Origin of the sequence: Halalkalibacter okhensis (genome assembly GCF_000787375.1) — a bacterium.
GTDB classification, from domain to species: domain Bacteria; phylum Bacillota; class Bacilli; order Bacillales; family Bacillaceae_D; genus Halalkalibacter; species Halalkalibacter okhensis.
This window is the reverse complement of record NZ_JRJU01000014.1, coordinates 46,495-68,196: the sequence shown is the minus strand read 5'-3', so window position 1 is coordinate 68,196 and position 21,702 is coordinate 46,495. Positions and strand designations below refer to the sequence as shown.

The following is a 21,702-nucleotide window of genomic DNA, read 5'->3' as shown; positions in this document are numbered from 1 at the left end:
ATCCCCCCTCTGTTAACATACAAAAAGACTATTCCACAAAAAATAGCGAAATAGCCAAAAATACAGACATATATGTTTATATGTGTTTTGGTAACCAGGCGATCATAGCATTGCTACCTTAGACCCTAGGCTTTGCGTCCTACTCTTTCAAATAGTTTGCCTTTATCAAAATATCAAACTTTTTTAATGGTACTATAGTTATAATATAGCATATTTTGACAAAACACAACTTTTTTCACGCTCCTTTGTCACACTAAAAAACCCTTAATAAGGGTTAATAAATTTAATCATCTGAACGAATAATAATAAATATTCAACAAAGGTGGTGCCAATTGTGAACAAATCTCCTTCTGAATTAAATGCTTTAAAAATTGCTGCTACATATATTGGCACAATTGTTGGCGCTGGTTTTGCATCTGGTCAAGAGGTCCTTCAATTTTTTAGTGGGTTTGGCTTATTAGGAATATGGGGAATCATACTTGCAACCTTCCTTTTCTTTGTCTTTGGATATATGATTTTAATAATCGGACGAGCATTAAGTGCTTCAGCTTATGTAGAAGTTGTTCGATTTGCAAATGGGCGGATTCTCGGTTCACTAATTGATTTAATTATTACGGTTTTCTTATTTGGAGCATTAGCAGCTATGATTGCTGGGGCTGGCGCTATATTTGTCGAACAATTTGGTTTGTCCTCATGGTGGGGAACGATATTAATGGCTCTTCTAGCTCTTTTTACTGTTATTAGAGGAATAAGTGGAGTTATTAATGCAATTAGCTATGTTGTTCCTATTTTATTAATAGCAGTTTTATTCATTTCTTTATATGGAATTGCTCGAAGTCCTATAGCAATAGAGGACTTACGAACGGTCACAAACATAGGCAGTGCAGCCCCAAATTGGTTCATTTCAGCACTGAATTATGCCTCCTTTAATTTAGTAATTGCTGTTGCCATTTTGGCACCAATGGGACCTAATACAAAAACAAAAAGTACACTTTTTTGGGGCGCACTGTTAGGGGCTCTCGGATTAGGACTTGGAGTATTAGCCATTTACTTTAGTTTGTTATCAAATATTTCGGAAGTAGCTGTAGTGGAGGTTCCGATGATTTATATTGCCTCGCTCATCTCACCATTTGTTCAGCTTATGTTTGCTGCTGTTTTATTTTCAGCCGTCTACTCTACGGCTGTGAGCAATTTGTATGGATTTGTATCAAGGTTGACCTTTGTTAATCAAAGGTTTCGAATATGGCTGATCGTCGCAACGTCAATTGCTGCTTTTATTGTCAGCCAAGTCGGATTTTCCACATTAGTAACATATTTATATCCGGCTGTAGGTTACGGAGGGTTTATTTTCTTTGCAGGTTTACTTTATGTGTGGGTGTTTAAGAATGAAGCATTAAAAGGATCTGAGAAAAGCAGCTAATCTTTGTATACTAGAAAGTACTATAGCAAAATCTCACCCACGCTTAGATGTTGTCATTTCGGGCATCGCCTAACATGGTTAATTATCAAAAAGACGTGTCATTCCCGACACGTCTTTTTGATTTAAATTGAAAGCTGGCTCGACAATTCATACATTTTTGTATCAATTTCATGCGGTTTTGAAAAAATTTCATCAAATGACGTGCTGCAGAGTTGGTTATTTTCAATGCCAACAGCTAATCCTGACTTGCCTTTTAACAGTAAATCAACAGCGTGAGCACCTAATCGACTTGCTAGTACACGGTCAAAGCCAGTTGGAGATCCACCACGTTGGATATGACCAAGAACCGTGACACGAGTTTCAATATTCATTTGCTTTTGAATGGTTTCTCCAATTTCTACACCTGAACCAATTCCTTCAGCAACAACGATAATACTATGCTTCTTTCCACGCTTTGCACCGCGTTCAAGACGATCAATGATTTCCTCCATATTATACTCAACTTCAGGGAGCATAATAGTTTCTGCACCTGCTGCGAGGCCGCTCCATAACGCAAGGTCACCAGCGTGGCGGCCCATTACTTCTATTACGTAGGTTCTTTCATGTGAGGATGCTGTGTCCCGAATTTTATCAATAGAATGGATGATCGTATTTAAAGATGTATCAAACCCAATTGTGAAATCTGTTCCTGGTATATCATTATCAATAGTACCAGGAGCACCAATCGTTGCAATTCCATGTTCAGATAGCTTTTGAGCACCTTTATAAGATCCGTCTCCGCCTATAACAACGACGCCTTCAATCTCATGTTTCTTTAAATTTTCAACCGCTTTTAATTGACCTTCTTTTGTTTTGAATTCTTCACTTCTTGCCGTGTAGAGCATTGTCCCACCTCGGTGAATGATATCACCTACAGAACCTAAATTAAGCTCCTTAATGTCTCCATCCATCATACCGGCATAACCTCGGTATACCCCAAATACTTTACAATCATGATAAATCGCTTTACGAACAACGGCACGAACGGCCGCATTCATACCTGGTGAATCTCCTCCACTCGTTAATACTGCAATACGTTTCAACCTATCCACTCCTAGCATATTTTTCACTATCTCCTTGCAAGTATTTCAATAATTAGGAGGAGATATACCTATCTTATTAAGCTGAACCGTGTTTACATTTGATCGCCTTTTAATCCAGTTTAAATCATTGTGATATTTAGGAAAAAAAATAGCAGATATACAAATCGTATAATCTCAAACCTTAAGTGGACCTTTTATGAAAATAAATAAAGAACTAGTACCCCCCCTAAGCATATCGTTACGACACTTTCACCTATGACAGACCCTGTTTTGACATAAATAGGTGTCCTCACATTCATTTTAATAGGGTAAAACAACTTCACTCCTTGAGGCGTAATTGCATCAAGAATGATATGGCTCCCTATACCTAAGAGTAATCCTAATTGAAGTTCATCCGCAAAAGAGAACACCAATTGGTCTGTAAGAAAATAAACGAAGAATAAAAACAACAAACTATGACTAAACGAGCGATGTCCAAAAACCGAACTAAACATTTTTGATAAGATCGGAAGTCGCCTTCCAATCATCGATTTTGGATGACATATATCTGGGATAATCGCTCCTATTAAAGCCGAACTATAAAATATAATTGGCTCATTAATTGTTACAGAAAATTGGCTTTCAAAAACGACGGCTGCCGTTAAACCACCAATTAAGTGAGTAGTTCCTTTCATTAAACTCTTCCTTTTCAACTTTGTTTACATAACATTATTATAGTTATTAATAATCTATAAACGAGGGAATTAACAAGGGCACTGAAATTTTGATTTTCAGTGCCCTCTACTGGTCATAATCAGTGTCTGCAATTAATCCTCATCGTTTTTAGGTGTTGTGTCAATCTCATCTCGAACTTCGACCACATTTCCACTAGTTGAAACATCCATTATGAACGATCCGTTGCTGTAGCGATCACTATTTCGATATTGATCTACCTCTACTGTTTCTAGTTGATTCTTTTCAGTAACGATTGTGAACATTTCAGCAGGTCTCTTCACTTTTTTACAAGCGATTACACGGTGTGGATTTGATTTTAACTCACGTAACATAACGAGCCCCCGTTTGGCACGACTCGACTTATCAAATTCGTTAATTGGAACTTTTTTCACTGCACCCCGCTGTGTAACAATAATGAATTCAACTTTCTGTTCATCTTTTAGGAAAGTAGACGCATCAACAACGTAGTCTTCATCCTTTAAATTAATAGCCTTGACCCCTGCTGCTCTTTGCCCGACAAGATTAATTTCTTCTTCGCCAAGCCAGAGCCCGTATCCTAAGTGAGTGGCGATAAATAATTCTTCATTACCATTTGTTATCATACAAGCAACAACTTCATCATTTTCCTTTAACTTTAATGCCATTAAAGGTTTTGAAAAACGTTGAGCTTGATAAAGGGACATTTGCGACTTTTTCGCCATCCCATTTTTGGTAATAAAGAGAAGTGATTCCTCTTCCTTAAATTCTTTTATTGGCATAGCTTTAATAATTTCATCATCAGAATTATAGCCGCTGACAAGGTTTGCTACATGTTGCCCGTTGTCTTTCCAGCGGATATCTGGGAGTTGATGAACAGGAATATAGAGATAATTTCCATATTTTGTAAACAGTAACAACGTTTCGGTTGTATTAATTTCAAAATGCCCGAGAAGATAATCGCCTTCTTTCATCCCAGGATTCTCCCCATTTGATGCTCCGTATGAACGGATGCTTGTTCTCTTCACGTAACCTTCTTTTGTCACAGTGACCATGACATCTTCAGATGCAATGAGGACATCCATGTTGATTTTGATTTCCTCAATTTCTTCTTTAATCACCGTACGACGAGGATCAGCAAATTCTTTTTTGATCGTTTGAAGATTTTTTTTAATAACTTGAATTAGCTTCTTTTCACTGTCAAGGATCGCTTCTAATTCGTGAATGCGACGTTCTAATTCAGCTGCCTCCTCTTCAAGAGTAGTAATATCCGTATTCGTTAAACGATAAAGTTGTAATGTTACAATGGCCTCTGCCTGAGCTTCGGTAAAGTCATATTGTGCAATGAGATTATCTTTTGCATTCTTTTTATCCTTTGATGCACGAATGGTTGTTATAACTTCATCAAGAATGGATATCGCTTTAATTAGTCCTTGAACGATATGTTGACGATCTAGAGCTTTTTTCAAGTCAAATTTCGCCCGTCTTGTAAACACAAGTTTTTGATGGTCAATATAGGCTTGGATTAATGCTTGAAGTCCCATTAATTTTGGTGCTTTATTGGCGATAGCTACCATATTGAAATTATATGTAACTTGTAAATCAGTATTTTTTAATAGGTAGTTTAAGATTGCTTTTGCATCTGCTTCTTTTTTTAGCTCAACAACAATCCTTAATCCTGTTCGATCAGTATCGTCTCGCACTTCCGCAATTCCATCTACCTTCTTATCAAAGCGAAGTTCATCCATTTTTTTCACTAAGTTGGACTTGACGACTTCATATGGAATTTCCGTGATGACAATTTGTTCACGACCTCCGCGGAGCTCTTCCACTTCTGTTTTCGCCCGAACAACGACCTTACCTTTTCCGGTACGATATGCTTGGCGGATGCCATCGAGCCCTTGAACGATTCCTCCTGTTGGAAAATCAGGACCTTTAATAACATGTAACAGATCATCAAGCGTTGTCGTTGGCTTTTCCATTTGCATAATCACACCGTCGATGATCTCCCCTAAATGATGTGGCGGGATATCTGTTGCATAACCAGAGGAGATTCCAGTTGATCCATTTACAAGCAAATTCGGAAACATTGCAGGAAGGACAACAGGCTCGTCTTCAGTATCATCAAAGTTAGGAATATAGTCTACGGTATCGCGATCTATATCACGTAAAAGTTGCGAGGCGATTTTTGATAACCTTGCTTCTGTATAACGCATCGCAGCTGGTGGATCCCCATCTATCGATCCGTTATTTCCGTGCATATCTACTAGCAGGTTACGAACCTTCCATTCCTGACTCATCCGAATCATGGCTTCGTATACTGATGAATCACCGTGTGGGTGATAATTACCAATAACATTACCGACAGTTTTTGCTGACTTTCGAAACGGCTTATCTGCAGTATTCCCGTCTTTATACATCGCATATAATATTCTTCGTTGCACAGGTTTTAAGCCATCTCTAGCATCAGGTAATGCTCTTTCTTGAATAATGTATTTACTGTAACGACCAAAGCGGTCGCCGATGACTTCTTCTAAGGGAAGGTCTAAGTAACGCTCTGTTTGTGCCAAGCTTACTCCTCCTCAATAATTGCTAAGTTTTCGTTTTCTAAGATGTTTGAGTCTTCTTCCATTCCAAAAGCGACATGAGACTCAATCCACTTTCGTCTAGGTTCTACTTTATCTCCCATCAATGTCGTGACCCTTTTTTCCGCACGTGCCGCATCATCTAATTTCACACGAATTAACGTTCTTGTTTCAGGGTCCATCGTTGTTTCCCAAAGCTGAGTTGCGTTCATTTCCCCTAAACCTTTGTAGCGTTGTAATGTATAGCCACGCCCAATTTTCTTCGTCGCCTTATCAAGTTCACGTTCATCCCATGCGTATTCAATGACTTCCTTTTTGCCACTACCTTTACTTATTTTATAAAGTGGAGGTAAGGCGATATAGACTTTTCCTGCATCAAACAATGGGCGCATGTAGCGATAAAAGAATGTTAGCAAAAGGACTTGAATGTGCGCACCATCGGTATCGGCATCGGTCATAATGACAATTTTATCATAATTGACATCTTCTAACGTAAAGTCCGAACCAACTCCTGCACCGATTGTGTGAATAATGGTACGGATTTCTTCATTTTTCATGATATCTTCAAGCTTTGCTTTTTCTGTATTGATCACTTTCCCACGTAATGGCAAAACAGCTTGGAATTTACGGTCTCTTCCTTGTTTAGCTGATCCACCAGCGGAGTCACCCTCAACCAAGTAAAGTTCATTTCGTTGTGGATTTTTCGACTGAGCCGGTGTGAGCTTTCCACTTAAAAGAACGTCTTTTCGCTTGCTTTTCTTGCCATTTCTGGCATCTTCACGTGCTTTTCTAGCCGCTTCACGTGCTTGTGCAGCTTTTACCGCTTTTTTAATCAGCATAGTACTTACATCCGGTTTTTCCTCAAAGAAATAGGATAGCTTCTCTGAGACAACGCTGTCTACTGCCGATCGTGCTTCAGGTGTACCAAGTTTTCCTTTTGTTTGTCCCTCGAATTGAAGCTTTGCTTCAGGTACCCGAACGGAAATGATGGACGTGAAGCCTTCGCGAATATCGGATCCATCTAAGTTCTTGTCTCTCTCTTTTAACAATTTAACCTTACGTGCATATTCGTTCACCGCTCGTGTCATTGCGGCTTTTGCACCAAGTTCATGCGTTCCGCCATCCTTTGTACGAACGTTATTAACAAAAGATAGGACATTTTCTGTATATCCATCGTTAAATTGGAAAGCGAATTCAACTTCAATGTCGTTTTGATCACCCGAGAAAAAAACAACGGGACTTAATGTTTCTTTGTCCTCGTTTAAATATTCTACAAACGCCTCGATTCCATTTTCAAAATAAAATTCTTGTTGTGAGCCTTCGCCACGTAGATCGATTAATTCAATTTTAAGCCCTTTTAAGAGAAATGCAGCTTCACGTAATCGTTCTGTTAATGTTTCAAAGTTATATGTTGTGGCGCTAAAGATTGCTGGGTCTGGTTTGAAATGGATTGTTGTACCTGATTTGCGTGTTTTCCCCGTCTTTTCAAGTGTGGTTACAGGCTTCCCTCCATTTTCAAAACGTTGTTTATATACTTGCCCATCTCGCTTAATTTCAACAACGAGCCATTCAGATAAGGCATTAACAACTGAAGCCCCTACTCCATGGAGACCTCCACTTGTTGCATAGCCTCCTTGTCCAAATTTCCCACCAGCATGCAAGACCGTAAGAATAACTTCTGGTGTTGGCTTCCCCGATTTATGCATCCCTGTAGGCATGCCTCGTCCTTCATCGGTAACTGAAATACTATTATCGCGATGTACCGTAACATTTATGTATGATCCGTGTCCAGCAAGCGCTTCGTCAACGGAGTTATCAACTATTTCATAGACAAGGTGATGGAGACCCCGAGCGTCTGTACTCCCGATGTACATCCCCGGACGCTTTCTAACTGCCTCTAACCCTTCTAATACTTGTATTGCGTCATCGTTATAATCCAAATGTTGTTTCTTAGCCAAAGTTGGTACTCCTTTCAACATGCTACTTTTCGTATTGTAGCACAAACGAACAAATGTTTCTATTCATCGAACAGTGCTGCTTTATCTATTGTAGCGGTTATTTCTGTATTCGCAACCTCTTTTCCAATATCCTGCATTTTCTTTAGCATTTGAAAGAAGAAAAGAAGGCGTTTTGAAAGGCTACTGAAAAAGGAATTATATTCCTTTTTCAGTAGCCTAATAATGAGCTTTTCATTAATAATTAGAAAAGCGTGTTAAAAGTGGCTTCCCCATATCAGACATAATTCAATGTAAATTAAGCAAAGGTATTATTGGATTCGAGTTAGCTTCATACGGAAATGGAGTTATTTCCACTTGGCATGTTCGACTTTAATACAGCGATTCATCACTGTTTGAATACCATTTTCAGTTAACATCTCGTAAGCTTCTTCGTTTTCAAGTCCTAGCTGTGCCCAAAACGACTTCGCACCGACTTCAATCGTTTCTCTTGCCACTTCAGGGAGAAATTCACTTCTTCTAAAGACATTCACAATATCAATATTTCCTTCAATTTCTTTCAGCGATTTAACTGCTTTCACTCCTAGCACTTCATCTGCTGTTGGGTTCACAGGAATAATCTCATAGCCTGCTTTTTGCATTGCTTCAGACACCATATATGACGTACGGTCTGGATTTGCCGAGAGACCGACAACTGCAATTCGTTTGCTTACTTGTAATAATTGCTTGATTTCTTCGTTACTTGGATATTGAATAGTCATTGTTATCACTCCTTATTCTTATCATCTTTCAATGTTCCTCATGATCAACGTAATTTCCTGCATAAAAGAAAAGAGTAATGTTTAATTTTGACAAATTAGCAAAAAATAATAGGTAATCCATGATACAAAGAGGGAGGTTTAATACCTAGTGAAAAATCGTCCCACGTGGCTTATGTTGCGCTCACATTTTTGGTTTATCCCGGCATTATATGGACTCATATCTATCATCTTCGCGATCTTAAGCACTCTTTTTGATCAGTATGCGAACTTTTTACCTAATTTTATTCTTGTTGACATCAGCTTAGCCCAGACTTTATTAAGTACGATCACATCTTCATTATTAACGATGACAACCATTTCGTTTTCAACAATTATGGTTGTACTTACAACCTATTTGTCGCAATTTTCGCCACGTACAATGCAAGATTTTTTAACGGATGTTAACACACAGCGAATTCTCGGTGTCTTCATTGGTGGATTTGTGTATGCCTTGATTTTATTGTTGTTCATTCGAGAAACGAATAAACAAGTGCTGTTTCTCTCTCCCACCTTAGCTGTCTTGTATGCAATTGTTTGTGTAGGTTTTTTTGATTTTTTGTTCATCATGTAGGCAGATGGATTCAAGTGAGTAATTTAATTCATCATATTACACGAAATACAATTGAATCGATTCATGCCAATTATGAAGATGAAATGATTGAATCTGGAGATGAGCCATGGAAAGATTGGGAGAGTGAAGAGTTGAATTTAGTGGAGCCAACCTACATTCATTCTGAGAAATCTGGTTATTTACTTATTGTAGAAATAGACAAATTAGTTAAGCAAGCAAGTGATGATGATATCATTATCCAAATTGAAGTTGGACTTGGTGACTTTATTGAAAAAGGATCAACCATCTTTTCCTTTTGGGGAAACAACAAAATTAACGTAGACCAAGCTAACTATCAAAATTTGTTTCATTTCGGAGAAGAAAGAGCAACGATCCAAGACATTGATTTTGGCCTTACGAAACTAGTTGAAATTACGTTACGAGCATTATCACCAGGTACGAATGATCCAAACACGGCAATAAGCGGCATTCGTGCTCTAGCTCGAATCCTGAAAGTATTAGCAAAAAAAAATCTCCATCGTTCTTATTACAATGATACGTACGAAAGCTTAAGAGTCATAATTAAACAGCGCCATTTTGAAGATTATTTGTATCGTTGTTACTACCAAATAAGGCATTATGGGATTGAAGATGTTTCCGTCGTTGCAGCAATGATTGATTCATTGCAATTAATTGCCTCACAAAATGAGAAAAGAATTAAAAAGTTGGTATGGCAATTTTCTATATATATACAACAAGGAATAAAAAAAGAAGAAATATTGGAGCTTGATCGTAAGTATTTAAATGAGAAAATCTATAAATTAGCCATTCAAACGGAACACGCAAACGATTACCACCCTTTATAATGCGAGAAAGAAAATTCGAGTAGACCTAGGCTTTATTCCCCTTGAATTGCATACATTTGATTCGAAAGCTGAAATCCGTTATTTGCTCAAAAAAATTGAATTAAAGATGTATTTTGAGCAAAGTAACGGGTTGGCCATAAATTTTCAGATCACACTTCTAATAGAATATAGAATTATGGTGACTATAACTTATAAGAAGCTCCACTTAACCATTGCGCTCCATCAATAGTAATGCAATCTCCGTTAATATAACGTGCTTCTTCTGAGAAGAGAAATGCAGCGACTCCAGCTACTTCTTCTACTTTGCCAAATCGTTTTGCAGGAATGCCATCTATAATTTTTTTGTGTACACTTTCATTCGCAACCAATTTATCGACTCCTCCAGTTCCTTCAATTGGTCCTGGTGCAATAGCATTTACGCGAATTCCGTACTTGCTTCCCCATTCTACAGCGAGCGACCTCGTCATCGCTAAAACACCAGCTTTTGCACTGGCAGAGTGAACAACACCAGGGCCTGCTGTCCAAGCGTATGTTGCAACAATATTAATAATACTGCCAGCCTTTTTGTCTTTGATCCACTCTTTTGCCACCGCTTGTGTGCAATACCATGTTCCATTTAAGACGATATCAATGACCGAGTTCCAACCATTTAGAGAAAGCTGCTCTGCCGGGACAAGAAAATTACCTGCTGCATTGTTGACAAGATAATCAACGGTGCCAAATGTCTCCTTCGTTTGATTCACCATCAGTTGAACTTTTTCGGGGTCACGAACATCCATGACAACTGATAATACCTGTCCATTAAATGTCTCTATTTCCTGTTTAGCACGTTCCAATTTATCCTGATCTCGCCCGCTAATCGTCACAAAAGCCCCTTGTTCTGCAAATCGTTTGGCCATTGCTTTTCCCATTCCGTTACTTCCACCTGTTACAATGACTACTTTTTCTTTCACACTCTCTACCTCCTCATGAGTGAATATTCATTCATTTAAACATATCATACCATGTTCCACTTCAAGTTAGAACCTTTTTTTCATAATATATTCATAGAAAAAGGACTCCTTGATAGAGTCCTTTTCTTCAAACAAATTAACGTTCAACAATAAGTGCTGTACCTTGACCGCCACCGATACAAAGCGTCGCTAAACCACGTTTCGCATCTCTACGCTGCATTTCATGTAATAAAGTTACTAATACACGCGTACCTGATGCCCCAACTGGGTGTCCTAAAGCAATCGCTCCACCGTTCACATTGACTTTTTCAGGATCTAAACCAAGGTCTTTTACAACTGCTAAAGATTGAGCAGCAAATGCTTCATTGGCCTCAATTAAATCTAAATCTTCAACCGTTAACCCAGCCTTTTCTAGAGCTTTTTTCGTCGCTGGAACTGGACCGTATCCCATAATTTTTGGATCAAGACCTGCATTTCCATACGAAGTAATGGTCGCTATTGGCTCAATTCCAAGCTCTTCAGCTTTTTCTTTTGCCATTAAGATAACCATTGCAGCTCCATCATTAATACCAGACGCATTTCCAGCTGTAACTGTACCATCTTTCTTAAAGGCAGGACGTAGCTTTGCAAGTTTTTCAATCGTCAATCCATGCTTCGGATGCTCGTCCGTGTCAACAACAATTGGATCACCTTTTCGCTGCGGAATTTCAACAGGAACTATTTCATCTTTAAAACGTCCCTCTTTCTGTGCTTTTTCTGCTTTATGTTGACTATGTAGGGCAAACTCATCTTGCATTTCTCTACTTAATTCCCATTGTTCTGCAATGTTTTCAGCAGTAATACCCATATGATAATCATTAAATTTATCTGTTAATGCATCATGAATCATTGTATCCATTAGCTGCCCATGTCCCATTCTTTGACCCCAGCGAGCATTTGGGAGAACATAAGGTGCGTTACTCATGCTTTCAATTCCACCAGCTAAAATGACATCAGCATCCCCTAAAGCAATAAACTGCGCTCCCATACTAACTGTACGAAGACCTGATCCACAAAGCTTGTTAATAGCTGTAGCTGGTGTTGTTTCTGGTAAGCCCGCATGAATAGCAACTTGACGTGCTACGTTTTGGCCAAGACCAGCTGATAAGATGTTTCCAATCAATACCTCATCAATTTGTTCAGCATCAATATTTGCTCGTTTGATGGCTTCCTTTGTTGCTACAACACCTAAGTCAACGGCAGACACACTCGATAATGTTCCACCGAATGTTCCAACTGGCGTACGAACTGCACTTACAATTACTACTTCCCTCATCTTTTCTCCTCCTACCACATATATGTATTCGTTTTCTTACACCTATTTGATTCGACCTATTTATGTTAAATCCTTCAAAAAAACACAATCTTTCTGAAAAATTGTGTCTTTTTTGATTATGACTTTTTCATGTTTAGTATCTTCTCAATAAATAAGTCATGAGCCCTAGAAATAAAGTCATGCTTCCCTTTAATAATCGAAAGTTTCCTCGTAAATCTTTGATTGGCAATTGCAATTTCTTTTAACTCACCTAATTCCAATTCCTTCCTTACGGTTAACCGTGAAATCATGGCTATTCCAAGTCCGGCTGAAACAGCTTCTTTGATTCCTTGGCTGCTGCTAAAGACAAACGATCGCTTCATTTTTAATTCAAGATGCTGAATCAATTGATTGCTGTAAGCTCTAGTTCCAGAACCACTCTCTCTTAAAATCCATACTTGATTTTGTAATAGCTCGGGTGTGGCCACACTTATAAGCGCTAATGGATGGTGACTTGAAGCAATAATAATCATTTCATCATCCATGAAGGAAACAGCCTCTACTTCCTGATCGATTTCTCCTTCGACTAAGCTTATATCTAATTCATTTGTACGCGTTTTCTCCATGACTTCTTCTGTATTTCCAACCATTACTTCAACATTCACTTTCGGATGTTCCTTTGCATATTCAGCCAATATCCTAGGTAAGATATATTCACCAATTGTAAAACTAGCCCCAATTTTGATCGTACCTTGAACAATATGTTGTTGATCAGCTATTTCTTGTTTAGCCTCTTCATAAAGAGATAATATTTGTCTTGCCTTTATGTAAAACATCTCGCCTGCAGCAGTGACTTTAACTTGTTTCGGAGAACGGATAAACAACGTTGTATCAAGTTCACTTTCTAAATTTCGTATATGAAGGCTAACATTTGGCTGTGATAAATTAAGTACTTTAGCCGCTTTTGAGAAATGTTTCAATTCTACAACGGTGACAAATATTTTCAAATGATCGATATGCATAATAAACCCCTCTAACTCATTTTCTTCATAATATCATAAATATACGTATTATACGGGAGACCTAAATTTACTTACCTTACCTGATAAAATTTCGGGAAAATATCGTTCTTCTATAAACTTTCCTACTATTCAATTAAATGATATAATCTACTAACTTCAATTCGGAAAGGGTTAAAATTATGCAATCATTTGTATCAAAAGAAGATGGAATTTTCCCATCAGTCTGTTCATTAGATTGTCCAGATCAGTGTGGACTGTTAGTACATAAAAAAGCAGGAAAAATAATCAAGATTGAAGGCGATCCGGATCATCCCGTTACACAAGGAGCGATTTGCAACAAAGTTCGACATATGACAGAACGTCTTTATGATTCGAAACGACTAACGACTCCGCTAAAACGTGTTGGTGCTAAAGGAGAAGGAAAGTTTGCACCTATTTCATGGGAAGATGCTATCGAAATCATTGTTTCAAATTGGAAAAAATTAATTGAAAACGAAGGACCTGAGTCAATCCTTCCATACAGCTTCTATGGAAATATGGGAAATATCAATGCAGAAGGTATGGATCGCCGCTTTTTTCATCGTCTAGGTGCCAGTCAGCTAGACCGGACCATTTGTCAAACAGCAGGGTCAGTAGGCTATCGCTATACGATGGGGGGAGCATATGGAACAGACCCTGAGGAAACAACAGAAACGAAACTTTTTATCTTTTGGGGTATTAATGCTGTAAGCACAAACATGCATCAAATGATGTTGGCTCAAAAAGCTCGCAAAAACGGTGCAAAAATCATTGTTATTGATGTTCATAATAATCAAACAGGTAAAATGGCTGATTGGTTTATCCCAATTATTCCAGGTACAGATAGCGCTTTAGCTCTCGGGATGATGCATATTCTTTTTAAAGAAAAATTAGTTAATGAGCCATTTATGAAAGAATACACAGTTGGATATCAACAATTAGAAGAGCATGTGAAACAATATGATCCTGAAACGGTTTCTGCGATTACTGGAGTCCCGGTTGATGATATTTACAAATTAGCTAGAATGTACGGTGCAACATCTCCTTCCCTTATTCGTATTGGGAATGGATTACAACATCACGATAATGGCGGGATGATTGTACGGACGATTTCATGTTTGCCAGCCGTTACAGGAGCGTGGCTTGAAAAAGGCGGCGGTGCGCTCAAATCAAATTCAGGTTTTTTGTCTTACAATTCGGTGGCATTACAGAGACCGGATCTACTAAAAAACAAACTCGGATGTTTAACATGAATGAACTAGGAAAAGCGTTACTAGAAACAACCCCTCCTGTCAGGTCACTTTTTATTTATAATTGCAACCCGGCAGTTGTCACACCTGATAGCAACAAAGTACGTAAAGGATTGTCACGCGAGGATTTGTTTACTGTTGTTCATGACTTATTTTTAACAGAGACAGCAGCATTTGCCGACCTAGTGTTACCAGCTACTTCAGCATTTGAGAACAATGATTTCTATACGTCTTATTGGCATCATTACATTCATTTGCAAAAGCCGATTGTTGAATCCTTTGGAGAGAGTAAGTCAAACACAGAAGTATTCCGCTTATTAGCTCGTGCGATGGGTTTTACGGAAGAAGCCTTACAAGACTCAGATGAAACTCTGGTTAAACAAGCTGTTCATTCTCCAGGAAATCCTTTCTTAAAAGGTGTTCAGTATGATGAATTAGATAAAAAACTGTATATCAAAGCTAATCGAAAGCCATTTACCTTGCACAAGCTTAATACACCGAGTGGAAAAATCGAACTCTATTCAGAAACCATGGAAAAAAATGGATACCCAGGTCTACCGACGCATATACCACTGGTCGATGATGGTGAGTTTCCATTCCTATTTGTTCCTGGCCCGAATCATAATTTCTTAAATTCTACGTTTTCCAATAATGTAAAACATATTTCGCTAGAAAAAGAACCTAAAGTTCATATGAACCAATTAGACGCACAGAAGCTCGGAATTACCAACGGTGACATCATTCGAATCTGGAATCATCAAGGGGAATGTGAATTAAAGGCCGCGGTAGGAGAAAATGTTCTTCCCGGTGTACTTGTCAGTCAAGGCTTATGGGCGGATATGCCTGGTAAAAAGCAACTTGTCAATGCTTTAACACCTGACCGTCTTTCCGACATGGGTGGAGGGGCTACGTTCTTTTCAGGTCGTGTGGATTGTTCGAGAGTAAACTAATTGACATCAAAGCCTTTTCTAACAGCTGAAAAGAGTCTAGTTTGAGCCGTTCAAATGATCATCTTTCATTCTGTTTTTGACTTATAGGACAGCTTTTTGTCATACATTTTATTATTTATTCATATATTTGGACAAAGCGTATATAAAGTAAGAATTAAAACAATGAACGGTGGTGCTTAAATTGAAGATCATTTCTTGGTATGCACACAAAGAAACCAAAAATGAGAAAAAAGAAGACCAAAAGCTGGTGGCAAAAGCTTCTTTAAAAGATCTCTTTAAAGCAAAAAAAGGTAATTAATCCGAATAGTATTTTTAAAACTAGGAGTAACAGAGGACCATTTTCTGTTACTCTTTTTATGACGTAATTGATTAGCAAACAATAAAACTGCCACATCTATTTCAGATTTTCCAGACTACCTCTTCAATGTCACCTTATTCAAATATTCCTGTTAAATAAACAATCACGCCCTTTCTCCCTAAAGACTGGATGGATTGAATTTTTTTTAAGACTCGATCCCCATGTCCTCTTTGTTCAATGGTGTACAACACTTCTTTTACCGTTGCCTTTTTGTTTGTTAGGGGGGAAATCAATATATCCTCCTTAACAATCCCAAAGCGTTCCTTTAAATAGTGTTCAATCATAGAAATCACACCTTTCATTTATACACCCTTATATATAAACAACAAATGAGTATACTTTAACCTCTTTCTCAAACCTTACATTCCCTTAGGTTGTCCCCTCAAACCTTTTGTCAGAAGATATTGCATAAAAAAATTAATATTGTCACCTTTTAGACAAAAACACATTAAAAAGAGCTACTAACATATCAGTTAGTAGCTCTATATTATTCAAATTATTGAGTAATGTGACAAAAAAGAGATAGAATGAGAGAATCCATATTTACCCTAATTTTTAATTTTTGATACGGTTTTAAATATTTTTTCAAAAATATCAAACTTACGGGATTGAACATCTCTTAGGTCTTCTGAATAAAATTGAAAATTACTTTTGCCTTTTCTTTTCGCATCGTACATCGCCTTATCAGCATTTTCGATAAGTGTTTCTCTATTTTGTCCATCTTCAGGAAAGAGACTTATTCCTATGCTTGGCGAAACAGACACTTCAAAATCCTTAATTAAAAAGGATTGAGAAACGGCAAATAGAATCCGCTCTGCAATATGACTTGCTTCTTCTTTATCCGCTTCCTCACAAATAATGATAAATTCATCCCCACCGAGTCGAAAAATTAAATCTTCTTCTCGAACACTTTCATTTAATCGGTTAGCCACTTCTTTTAATAGTCGGTCGCCGCATTCATGGCCATACGTGTCGTTTACCTTTTTAAATCCGTCTAAATCAATAAACATTGTGACAAGAGTATGATTATGTCGCTTGGACCTAGCTAACGCTTTTTTTAATTGGATATCTAATAATTTTCTATTGGGCAATTCAGTCAAATCATCATAGAAAGCAAGCTGTCTTAGTTGGTCTTCACGCTGTTTTTGTTCTGTAATATCCTGAAACGTACGATAGATCTTAACCAATTTCCCATTTGAATCAGGAACCGGTATCGCTTTATTGACAACCCATTTAATCTTTTGATTAGCAAGCTCAATACGATGCGTATATTGAATGGTACTTCCTAATAATAATTGTTTCTCCTTATTTAACGCAAGCTTCATATCATCTTGATGGATAGCGTCTTGCCACCTAAATGGGTGAGCTTCAAACTCTTCTTTTGTGCACTCATATAGAGCCTCTACTTTTTTTGACACATGTATTGTTGTCTTATTTATGACATCATAAGCTAAATCGATTAATTCAAGATTTTGGATAATTTGATTTTTTTGTTCTAGTTCTCTACGTAATCGTTCTTCTTCAGCCTTTATAGTTTTTATTTTTTCCTTTAATGCTTTTTGTTCAGTAGTTTTCTTTCGATACAGCTTTTCAGAACCTATAATTAGAATTAATATAATTGCAATTAATATTAAAATATTCATCGTGAACTGTTCAAATACAAAAATATAAAGTAAATGCAAGCTGAACAAGAACCCATAAATACAAAACCATGATTTTGTCATATATGATACCCTTCCATTTAAATGTAACATATTTAGCGTGTTACCTTCATCTTACTACAAGAGTCTTACAAACGTAACATGAATTTCGACAAAATTCTTCTTTATTCTTCATAATGCTTAGATGCTGTACAATATTTTTAATTAATACTTATTTTCTCTAATAAATTTGCTTGACGTATTGTTCATTAAATCAATCTATTTGCGCTACGGTTTTAACAAAAACAAAAAACGCCAATGAATAGGCGCTTATATTAAACTTTATCATTTTTCCATTTCTTTTTGTTCTATATGACTATTTACTTTTTCTAAATCTGGATTATTCTTTATCAATTTCAAGATATCTTCAATAGTGAAATTTTTATTTGTAGGATATAACAATGTAATAATTTTACTTATTAATTCAAAATCTTCATTTGTATCTACAGTCCACCGTTGTCTACTTTCATTCGTTCCATATCTTACATTTCCAAGTTTAAAACGAATTGGATTTTGGTATATAAATGGTGTTACATGTTCTCTTTGAGCAAGTGTACTTGCTTCATTATAAACCTCTTGTAGTATAGACATTGAAAATACTTCAACGTCTATACCACGTGGATAGGTCCTTTCTATAGTATTCGATACATAATCATAGTTATGTTGTAGATACGTAGTGATCACCCTATCTATAATAAAAGGATCTATTAATGGACAATCAGAGGTCAGTCGAACTATTAAGTCTGCATGATATTTCAATCCCGCTTTATAATACCTCTCAAGAACATTCTCTTCAGAACCTCTAAAGCAGCGAATAGAGTTTTGATTACATATTTGTACTATCACATCATCTTCTTTTTTTTCTGTTGTTGCTATGATAATCTCATCAATTTGTTTCGCTCTACGAACTCTCTCTAATTGATACTCTAACAACGTTTTCCCCATAACTTTTTTTAATATTTTCCCAGGTAGTCTAGTAGACCCCATACGTGCTTGTATAATTGCTACTATTTTCATCTTCTCACCCCTCTATCGAGTAATGATTAATGACTTTTTTAACAGCAGTTATTACATCGTGAACATCTTGTTCTGTCATTGATGGAAATAAAGGAATGGTAATCGTTTCTTCATATAACTTCTCTGCATTTGGGCACAAATCTTGCTCATAGCCTATTTGTTTATAGTATGGAAGTTTATGAACGGGAATATAATGCACATTCACTCCTATATTTTCCTTTAGTAATGCTTCAAATATCTCTTTTCTTCCTGCACTAAGTTTATTTAAATTCAAACGAATGATATAGAGATGCCAACTAGAGTTACTGTCCTCCGTTTGATAAGGCACAGTAATCTCAGAAATACCTTTGAAGGCTTTATTATACATTTCAGCAATTAGCCTTCTTCGTTGAACAAATTTATTTAATTTCTTTAACTGACTTATACCTAATGCGGCTTGTATATCGCTGAGACGATAATTAAAACCGAGAAACTGCATCTCATAATACCACGGACCATGATTTTCAATTAATTTACCTTGATCTCGCGTTATGCCATGAGACCGAAACTGTATAAGCTTTTCATAGTATCTTTTATTATTTGTTGTGATTACTCCACCTTCGCCTGTAGTTATATGTTTTACAGGATGAAAGCTAAACATGGTCATATCACTTATTGACCCTATTTTTCGCCCTTTATAAAGAGAGCCTAATGCATGAGCTGCATCTTCGATTACAATTAAGTCATATTTGTTGGCAAGTATTTGAATATCATTGAGATCTGCTGGTTGTCCTGTAAAATCAACAGGAATAATCGCTTTTGTTTTTGGAGTAATAAGTGATTGTATAGATTGTGGAGAGATATTGTAGGTGTTTGGTTCAATATCTGCAAATATTGGTTTAGCTCCTTGGTAAATGATACAGTTTGCACTTGCTGCAAAGGTCATTGGTGTAGTAATAACTTCATCCCCTTCATTTAACCCTGCAGCAAAGCACGAGCCATGTAATGCAGCTGTGCCGTTGGAAAAAGCAACAGCATATTTTGCTCCAACATATGCTGCTATTTCTATTTCAAATTGAGAAATGATTGGCCCGGTTGTTAAGTAATCACTTTTTAATACCTCTACAACAGCTTTAATATCTTCATCGTCAATCCATTGTCGTCCATATGGCAAATATGAACTTCTCACAGGTATACCACCGTGAATGGCCAATTTATTTTTACTTTTCATAATTATTACCTCTAATTAAATAATATTTGTTGATTTTATCCAACTCTCTGTCCTTCTAATTCCTTCTTCTAATGTAACTTGTGGTTCCCAATTCAATAATTTCCTTGCTTTCTCATAGTTACATAATAATTTTTGTATTTCACTTTGAGGATGAATATGTTCAACATGCACAATACGTGTTTCGTCCTGAACGATTAGCTTAGCCAGTTCGTTTATTGAGATATCACGTCCTAATCCTGCATTAATAATCTCCCCTTTAACTTCATCTGAATAACCCGCCTTGACCACAAATCGTGCACAATCTTCTACATACAATAGGTCACGAGTTTGCTCCCCATCACCGTAAATCTGAAGTGGCTGATTTCTTAGTGCATTTTTTATAAATATAGCAACAACTCCACCTTCTCCCCCAGTTTTTTGATAAGGTCCATACGTATTAAATGGACGAATCACAACAGTAGGAAGATCATATACATAGTAGTAGGATAACACCATATTTTCAGCTGCAATTTTAGAACCCGCATAAGGCGAAGCTGGTTTAATTGGGTCCGTTTCTTTAATACCTGTTGAATCCAAAGCACGGTCATAAACCATGCAAGTACTCATAAATACCAATTTCACTTTATGTTTTCTACACTGCTCTAATACATTAAACGTTCCTACCGTATCATTTTCAAAGGTAGTAGCCGGGTCATCAATGCTATCTTGCACATTAATACTAGCACCTAGGTGATAACAAAGATCAATATTATTTTTAAATATTTTTTCTAATACTGGCACCTCCTTTATATCACCCCGAATAAATTCTTTGAAATTTTGATGATTTATAAAATCAGCAATATTTTCTTTCCTCCCATTTGAAAGGTCATCCAAAACATAAACACAATGACCATCATCAAGTAATTGTTTAACAACCCATCTTCCAATAAAACCTGCTCCACCAGTAACTAGAACATTCATACCATATTCCCCTTTCTTAAATCAGTTTTTCCGATTGAACTATTTTTCGTATCTCTTCGATTGAAATAGGTGCCTGACTGTTCGAACTATATGTTCCATATTTTGGCCTTTTAGCACCTGAATACTTTTCCTCTTTTCCAAATCTTCCAGGGATTATGAACATACTTGGCAACTCCCATGCCATAGTTGATTCATCAAATGTCATTAATTCTTCATACATTTTTTCTCCTACTCTCAATCCAATTTCTTCAATTTTAATTTCTTCTTCTTTTAGGTTATATTTATTACAAGTTTGCTCTATGACTACATGCACTAAATCTTCTAAAGTAATTACTGGCATCTTTAAAACGAAAACTTCACCACCTTTTGATTCCTTAAGAGCCTTGATTGTAAGTGCCGTTGCCTGTCTTAATGTCATCATAAAACGAGTCATTTTTAAGTCTGTAACCGTGATGCGTTTATTTTCAGTTATCTGTTTAGTAAATAAAGGAATAACTGATCCTCTTGAACCCATTACATTCCCGAATCTTACACTGGCAAAGGTTGTTTTTACTTTTCCTTTGTTATATTGAGCAGAAGATATTAGTCTTTCGGCCATAAGTTTAGTTGCTCCGTAAACATTTGTTGGTGAAATAGCTTTGTCAGAACTTGTAAATATAACTTTTTGTACATTTTGAACAATCGCAGCCTTAATAACATTATTCATTCCATTAATATTGGTGAGTACAGCTTCATAAGGATTGTATTCACATGATGGTACATGCTTCATCGCAGCTACATTAAAGACATAATCAATATCCTGCATCGCGCTTAAAACACGGTCATAATCACGAACATCACCGATTAAATAACGAACATCCTTTCTATTACCAAGAGTATTTTGTAGATTGAATTGTTTGTTGTCATCTCTACTAAAGATCCGAACAACTTGTGGCTGTTCTAAAATAATAGTATTTAACAAGCTTTGACCAATCGTTCCAGTTCCACCTATAATCAAAATTTTTTTATTTTTAAAAAACACT

The 21,702-nt window shown here is 36.8% G+C and carries 17 protein-coding genes, 1 pseudogene and 1 riboswitch; of the genes and pseudogenes, 4 read left to right on the top strand and 14 right to left on the bottom strand.

Going from position 1 to position 21,702, the window contains the following annotated elements; translation table 11 throughout:
- Window positions 1–86 precede the first annotated feature (86 nt).
- A riboswitch (cyclic di-GMP riboswitch) is annotated at window positions 87–171 on the bottom strand.
- A gap of 163 nt (window positions 172–334) precedes the next feature.
- Entirely contained in the window at window positions 335–1,420 is a 1,086-nt protein-coding gene (locus LQ50_RS11750; RefSeq protein WP_152608209.1) for a YkvI family membrane protein, read from the top strand.
- A gap of 122 nt (window positions 1,421–1,542) precedes the next feature.
- Here the strand turns inward: LQ50_RS11750 and pfkA are convergent, their stop codons facing one another.
- The 5 genes from pfkA to LQ50_RS11725 all read right to left on the bottom strand — a co-directional run bounded on the left by pfkA (window position 1,543) and on the right by LQ50_RS11725 (window position 8,493).
- The gene (gene pfkA, locus LQ50_RS11745; RefSeq protein WP_034629514.1) at window positions 1,543–2,502 is read right to left on the bottom strand and encodes a 6-phosphofructokinase; all 960 of its coding nucleotides are present in this window, start codon (window positions 2,500–2,502) and stop codon (window positions 1,543–1,545) included.
- Window positions 2,503–2,696: 194 nt separating this feature from the next.
- Window positions 2,697–3,176, bottom strand: a complete 480-nt coding sequence (locus LQ50_RS11740) for a metal-dependent hydrolase (RefSeq protein WP_034629393.1) — start codon at window positions 3,174–3,176, stop codon at window positions 2,697–2,699.
- A 132-nt stretch (window positions 3,177–3,308) separates the two neighbouring features.
- Window positions 3,309–5,762, bottom strand: a complete 2,454-nt coding sequence (gene parC / locus LQ50_RS11735; protein WP_034629392.1) for a DNA topoisomerase IV subunit A — start codon at window positions 5,760–5,762, stop codon at window positions 3,309–3,311.
- Between the two features lie 2 nt (window positions 5,763–5,764).
- Complete coding sequence (gene parE / locus LQ50_RS11730; RefSeq protein WP_202595373.1) at window positions 5,765–7,756, bottom strand: DNA topoisomerase IV subunit B; 1,992 nt, start codon at window positions 7,754–7,756, stop codon at window positions 5,765–5,767.
- A gap of 323 nt (window positions 7,757–8,079) precedes the next feature.
- Window positions 8,080–8,493 (bottom strand): CoA-binding protein, encoded by a 414-nt coding sequence (locus tag LQ50_RS11725; RefSeq protein ID WP_034629389.1) that lies wholly within the window; start codon window positions 8,491–8,493, stop codon window positions 8,080–8,082.
- A gap of 148 nt (window positions 8,494–8,641) precedes the next feature.
- Here LQ50_RS11725 and LQ50_RS26270 point away from each other — a divergent pair, with 148 nt between their 5' ends.
- Complete coding sequence (locus LQ50_RS26270; RefSeq protein ID WP_034629388.1) at window positions 8,642–9,103, top strand: DUF2254 family protein; 462 nt, start codon at window positions 8,642–8,644, stop codon at window positions 9,101–9,103.
- Window positions 9,104–9,117: 14 nt separating this feature from the next.
- Entirely contained in the window at window positions 9,118–9,948 is an 831-nt protein-coding gene (locus LQ50_RS26265) for a DUF2254 family protein (protein WP_034629386.1), read from the top strand.
- A 182-nt stretch (window positions 9,949–10,130) separates the two neighbouring features.
- Here the strand turns inward: LQ50_RS26265 and fadH are convergent, their stop codons facing one another.
- The 3 genes from fadH to LQ50_RS11700 all read right to left on the bottom strand — a co-directional run bounded on the left by fadH (window position 10,131) and on the right by LQ50_RS11700 (window position 13,217).
- Complete coding sequence (gene fadH / locus LQ50_RS11710; RefSeq protein ID WP_034629385.1) at window positions 10,131–10,901, bottom strand: 2,4-dienoyl-CoA reductase; 771 nt, start codon at window positions 10,899–10,901, stop codon at window positions 10,131–10,133.
- Window positions 10,902–11,037: 136 nt separating this feature from the next.
- A complete protein-coding gene (locus LQ50_RS11705; RefSeq protein ID WP_034629383.1) occupies window positions 11,038–12,216 on the bottom strand; it encodes an acetyl-CoA C-acetyltransferase in 1,179 nt (392 codons plus the stop codon).
- Window positions 12,217–12,332: 116 nt separating this feature from the next.
- Window positions 12,333–13,217: a LysR family transcriptional regulator gene (locus LQ50_RS11700; RefSeq protein WP_034629381.1), complete on the bottom strand. Its 885-nt coding sequence runs from the start codon at window positions 13,215–13,217 to the stop codon at window positions 12,333–12,335.
- A 179-nt stretch (window positions 13,218–13,396) separates the two neighbouring features.
- Between LQ50_RS11700 and LQ50_RS11695 the strand changes: the two are divergent.
- Window positions 13,397–15,435, top strand: a pseudogene (locus LQ50_RS11695) (molybdopterin oxidoreductase family protein).
- A 432-nt stretch (window positions 15,436–15,867) separates the two neighbouring features.
- On the opposite strand, the gene LQ50_RS11690 reads toward LQ50_RS11695, so the two are convergent.
- From LQ50_RS11690 to LQ50_RS11665, 6 genes are all read right to left on the bottom strand, one after another.
- Complete coding sequence (locus tag LQ50_RS11690) at window positions 15,868–16,077, bottom strand: hypothetical protein (RefSeq protein ID WP_152608208.1); 210 nt, start codon at window positions 16,075–16,077, stop codon at window positions 15,868–15,870.
- Between the two features lie 264 nt (window positions 16,078–16,341).
- Window positions 16,342–17,517 carry a sensor domain-containing diguanylate cyclase gene (locus LQ50_RS11685; RefSeq protein WP_052144716.1) on the bottom strand — a complete coding sequence of 392 codons (1,176 nt, stop codon included), beginning with the start codon at window positions 17,515–17,517 and terminating at the stop codon, window positions 16,342–16,344.
- A gap of 261 nt (window positions 17,518–17,778) precedes the next feature.
- Window positions 17,779–18,510, bottom strand: a complete 732-nt coding sequence (locus LQ50_RS11680) for a cytidylyltransferase domain-containing protein (protein ID WP_034629377.1) — start codon at window positions 18,508–18,510, stop codon at window positions 17,779–17,781.
- A gap of 4 nt (window positions 18,511–18,514) precedes the next feature.
- Complete coding sequence (gene pseC, locus LQ50_RS11675) at window positions 18,515–19,720, bottom strand: UDP-4-amino-4,6-dideoxy-N-acetyl-beta-L-altrosamine transaminase (protein ID WP_034629374.1); 1,206 nt, start codon at window positions 19,718–19,720, stop codon at window positions 18,515–18,517.
- A gap of 15 nt (window positions 19,721–19,735) precedes the next feature.
- Entirely contained in the window at window positions 19,736–20,680 is a 945-nt protein-coding gene (locus LQ50_RS11670; RefSeq protein WP_034629372.1) for a dTDP-glucose 4,6-dehydratase, read from the bottom strand.
- Between the two features lie 16 nt (window positions 20,681–20,696).
- Complete coding sequence (locus LQ50_RS11665; protein WP_034629371.1) at window positions 20,697–21,701, bottom strand: SDR family NAD(P)-dependent oxidoreductase; 1,005 nt, start codon at window positions 21,699–21,701, stop codon at window positions 20,697–20,699.
- Window position 21,702: the final 1 nt, after the last annotated feature.